This is a genomic window from Arthrobacter sp. SPT-J7 (assembly GCF_059089965.1).
In genome coordinates this window covers 1-3,493 of record NZ_JBNHFF010000293.1, presented here as the reverse complement: position 1 = coordinate 3,493, position 3,493 = coordinate 1, and the positions used below count along the sequence as shown (strand labels likewise).

The 3,493-nt window shown below is 64.5% G+C and carries 4 protein-coding genes; 2 read left to right on the top strand and 2 right to left on the bottom strand.

Translation table 11 applies throughout. The features are described from left to right. The first annotated feature begins 123 nt into the window (after window positions 1-123). A complete protein-coding gene (locus AC5RWX_RS31540; RefSeq protein WP_494100129.1) occupies window positions 124-1,137 on the top strand; it encodes an alpha/beta fold hydrolase in 1,014 nt (337 codons plus the stop codon). 10 nt (window positions 1,138-1,147) lie between these two features. On the opposite strand, the gene AC5RWX_RS31535 is transcribed toward AC5RWX_RS31540, so the two are convergent. Then, on the bottom strand, window positions 1,148-1,894 hold the full coding sequence (locus AC5RWX_RS31535; protein WP_494100128.1) for an ABC transporter permease: 747 nt from the start codon (window positions 1,892-1,894) through the stop codon (window positions 1,148-1,150). A 129-nt stretch (window positions 1,895-2,023) separates the two neighbouring features. Between AC5RWX_RS31535 and AC5RWX_RS31530 the strand changes: the two genes are divergently transcribed. Next, the gene (locus AC5RWX_RS31530; protein ID WP_494100127.1) at window positions 2,024-2,851 is read left to right on the top strand and encodes an alpha/beta fold hydrolase; all 828 of its coding nucleotides are present in this window, start codon (window positions 2,024-2,026) and stop codon (window positions 2,849-2,851) included. A 6-nt stretch (window positions 2,852-2,857) separates the two neighbouring features. Here AC5RWX_RS31530 and AC5RWX_RS31525 read toward each other — a convergent pair. Then, window positions 2,858-3,493: hypothetical protein (locus AC5RWX_RS31525; protein ID WP_494100126.1), on the bottom strand; the 636-nt coding region annotated here is incomplete at its 5' end.

The window sequence follows — 3,493 nt, the reverse complement described above, 5'->3', positions numbered from 1 at the left end:
CGATGCCTGGGTCGAAGGCGACGAGACATTCGTGGGCTACGAAATCATGAGCGCGGCCACCTTTGCCAAGCCTGCCTGATCCGGCCGGTTGAGGCCCCGGACAGATAATCGCGAAAGGCCATCATGCGCCCAGCTCCCCGGACGGCTTCCGGGCCATTTGAAGCTACGGATTCCGGTGCACGGAAGAAGCCCCGGCGCGGTTGGCGCCGCGCCGGCATCGCTGCGCTGGTCATCCTGGCGCTGATCCTCGTCTCCACGGTGGTCAACCTGGTCCTGGAGTCGACGGAGAAAGCGGGCATGGCTGCCTACGGCGAACGTATCGCCGTAGGCAGCGGCTCCCTGAACGTGTACCGGAACGGGCGGGAAGAGGGCCAGCCGATTGTCCTGCTCAGCGGCCTGGGAACCCCGGCGCCCGGCCTCGACTTCGCTCCTCTGGCGCGCGAACTCAGCGGCTTTGACGTCATCGCCATTGAGGGGTTCGGGTACGGTTACAGCGACATGGAAGCCCCTCCCCGGACCAACGAGAACATCAGCACCGAACTTCACGAAGTCCTGGCCAAACTGCAGGTCAAGCAACCCTACGTATTGGCAGGGCACTCCATCGCCGGCTTCTACATGCTCGACTACGCGAACCGGTACCCCACTGAAGTGGCCGCCGTCGTCGGAATCGATGCGTCCATACCGAAACCCGGGGATGAGCCGGTTCCAGACCCGGAGCCGGGGATTAATTGGGAACGTGCCCTGGCCGTCACGGGGACAGTGCGCGCGGTCAGCGCCGTCGCCCCGGGTTTCGTGGATCCTGCAAGCGACGCGTACACGGCTGATGAGCTGCACCGGATGCGCCTCATGACCAGCTGGAATTACGGGAACCGGGCAGTGGCTGATGAAACAGCCCGGATAGCGAATAATTCGGCGGCTTTGAGGGGCGTCACATATCCCGATGACCTGCCGGTTCTGGCCTTCGTTGCCGATGAAGGTTCAGACTCGACAGCCACCAAAACATCCGCTCTGCAGGACCTGCTGAGGAACGTCAAGCGGCATGAGGTGGTCACGTTGGAGGGCAGCCATTACCTGCACTGGACCCAGTCCAAGCGCATGGCAGAGGAAATCCAAACCTTCCTCGCCGGCACCGGATAGCCAAGCCGAGCTAGAGCGGTTCGGGACGCACGCGCACCGCGGCCATTGTTCGGAGAAGCACGACGGCGGTGATGGCGCCCGCCGCCATGATGGACGCCAGGACTATCACCTGGAACCGTCCGGCTTCCAAGGGCGAGGCGCCGCCGAAGATCGCGCCCACAAAGGCGCCGGGCAGGGTGACCAGGCCCGTTGTTTTGGTCTGGTCTGTTGAGGGGATCAGGGCTGCGTGCACTGAGTAGCGGGCTTGGGTAAGGGTGGCCCGCGGGGCCGTGGCGCCCAGGGCGAGCCAGCCTTCCACCTGGTCCCACTGCTCACGCACGGCCTCATAAAAACGGTGCCCGGCAAGCACCGCTATGGTCATGCAGTTGCCGATCACAATCCCGCCCACCGCCAGGACGTAGCGGGGCTCCAGCGCCACAGCTCCGGTTCCGAAGACGACAGCCAGGGTCACCACGATGCCCGCGGCCATGGTTGCTGACACGGTTGCAAAGCGCCGCCAACACCAACTCAGCCGGCGCGTTGCCGTTACTGCCGCGACGGTGAACATCACCAGCAGCGCCGCACCCACCCACATTGGATCGGCGATGATGCCGCCCAGAACCAGGCTGATGAGCGCCAGCTGGGCTGCGCCGCGGAGGATGGCCAGCGCCGGTGCAAGGTACGACGGTGTGCGCGAGCCTCGGAGCACCGCGACGGTCAGCAGCATCAGGATGGCCACGGCCGCGAAGGTCGGTGCCAGGGCATCGGGGAAGGCCATCAGCACAGCCTAGCGCCCACGCAGGCTGCACTTGCTCTTGCAACCCTGCCTACGAGGAGACGATGTGGGTACGGAAACGGCAGGCAGGTTGGCTATGTGCCGGAGAGCAACCGCAACCAAGGAGTCATGATGACCGATACGTTTCCCGTAGAACGCACAACAGTGGCTGTGAACGGAACGGCCCTGTCCTACCTCGAGGCGGGGAGCCCTGACGCGCCGCCGCTGGTGCTTCTGCACGGAACCTTTTGGAGCCGTGTATGGCAGCCGGTCCTGCCCCTGCTCGCAGCGGATTTTCACTGCTTCGCGCTGGACTTTCCGGGGTTCGGGCGTAGCGCGGGGGAGCTGGACGTGGCCGACGCGACTGTCCCGGCGCTGGCGCAGGTGGTCCTGGATACGGCTGACGCGCTCGGCCTGGACACTTTCCGGGTCGCCGCGCACGATATCGGCGGGGGAGTGGCCCAGCACCTGGCAGCCTACTCCGGGCGGGTGACGCGGCTGGTGCTCGTCAACGCCGTCATGTTCGATTCCTGGCCCGTTCCGGCAGTGGAACGGTTCCGCGATCCAGCGGTCCGGGCAACAACGGGCACCGAAGAGCTGTTGGCGGCGCGGACCAAAACAATGCAGCTCACGGTGGAACGCCACCTTCCAGCCAAGGAGATAGATGAGTATGTCTTCCCTTGGCGGGACCCTGCCCGCGCCCGATCCTGGATGGCCATGGCAGGAGCCGCGGACTCCCGTTACACGCTCGACCTGCTGCCGGCGCTGAAAGCGGCCGCTGTGCCCACGCGGCTTGTTTGGGGGAGGGACGATGACTTCCAGAAGATCAGCTTCGCTCGGCGCTATGTCGCAGAGGTCCCGTCCAGCGATCTGGTTGAGGTAGCCGGAAAACACATCCCGATGGAAGACTCGCCCCGTGAAGTTGCCGATGCCATGATGAGCCACCTCAGGGGCCGCTAACCGCATTCATTCCTTCTGCCTCAGGAAGTAGGCGCCCACGGTGCCGGCCAGGGTGGCGAAAACGGCCACCGAGTAGATGGCCAGAAGAACCTGGATAATGCGAGAGAAGGTGCTGGTGCCGGTGATTCCGCTGCCCGTGATTGCGGCCATGGCGGACTCGTAGAGGGCTTCCGAGTAGGAACTGTGCTCGCCTGTTGCGTAGAGGAACTGGCTGGATGCCAGGATGACCACCGCGGTGACGGCGGACAGCCAGCCAATCCTGCTGCTCAGCAGGCGCCCGGCAGAACGGGAACCCCGCACTCCTGCCGAAAGGATCGATCCGTAGCGCGCCAGCCTCGCGACGCGTACGAGCCGGAGAGCCTGCAGGGTACGGAAGAACCTCAGGAACGGTACGAGGAGGAAGATGACCTGCCACCAGCTCTTCCGCCAGAAGTTTTTACCGAAGCCCGCAATGTAGGCGCGTAACACGAATTCCGCGACAAACACTGCCCAGAACAGCCAGCCAACGACGGCGAGGACGCCCACCATCGCAGGCTCTGTTGCTATGAGTTGGCCGAGCACCACAAAAAGGAAGATGACACCGAGGATTCCCATGGGCTGATCCAGCAGCCGGGCGAGCATTACCGCCCGGTGAATGCGGGG

Excerpts from the sequence above, each read along its gene's own strand:
- AC5RWX_RS31540 (WP_494100129.1), top strand. The coding sequence starts at position 124 with ATGCGCCCAGCTCCCCGGACGGCTTCCGGGCCATTTGAAGCTACGGAT.
- AC5RWX_RS31535 (WP_494100128.1), bottom strand. The coding sequence starts at position 1,894 with ATGGCCTTCCCCGATGCCCTGGCACCGACCTTCGCGGCCGTGGCCATC.
- AC5RWX_RS31530 (WP_494100127.1), top strand. The coding sequence starts at position 2,024 with ATGACCGATACGTTTCCCGTAGAACGCACAACAGTGGCTGTGAACGGA.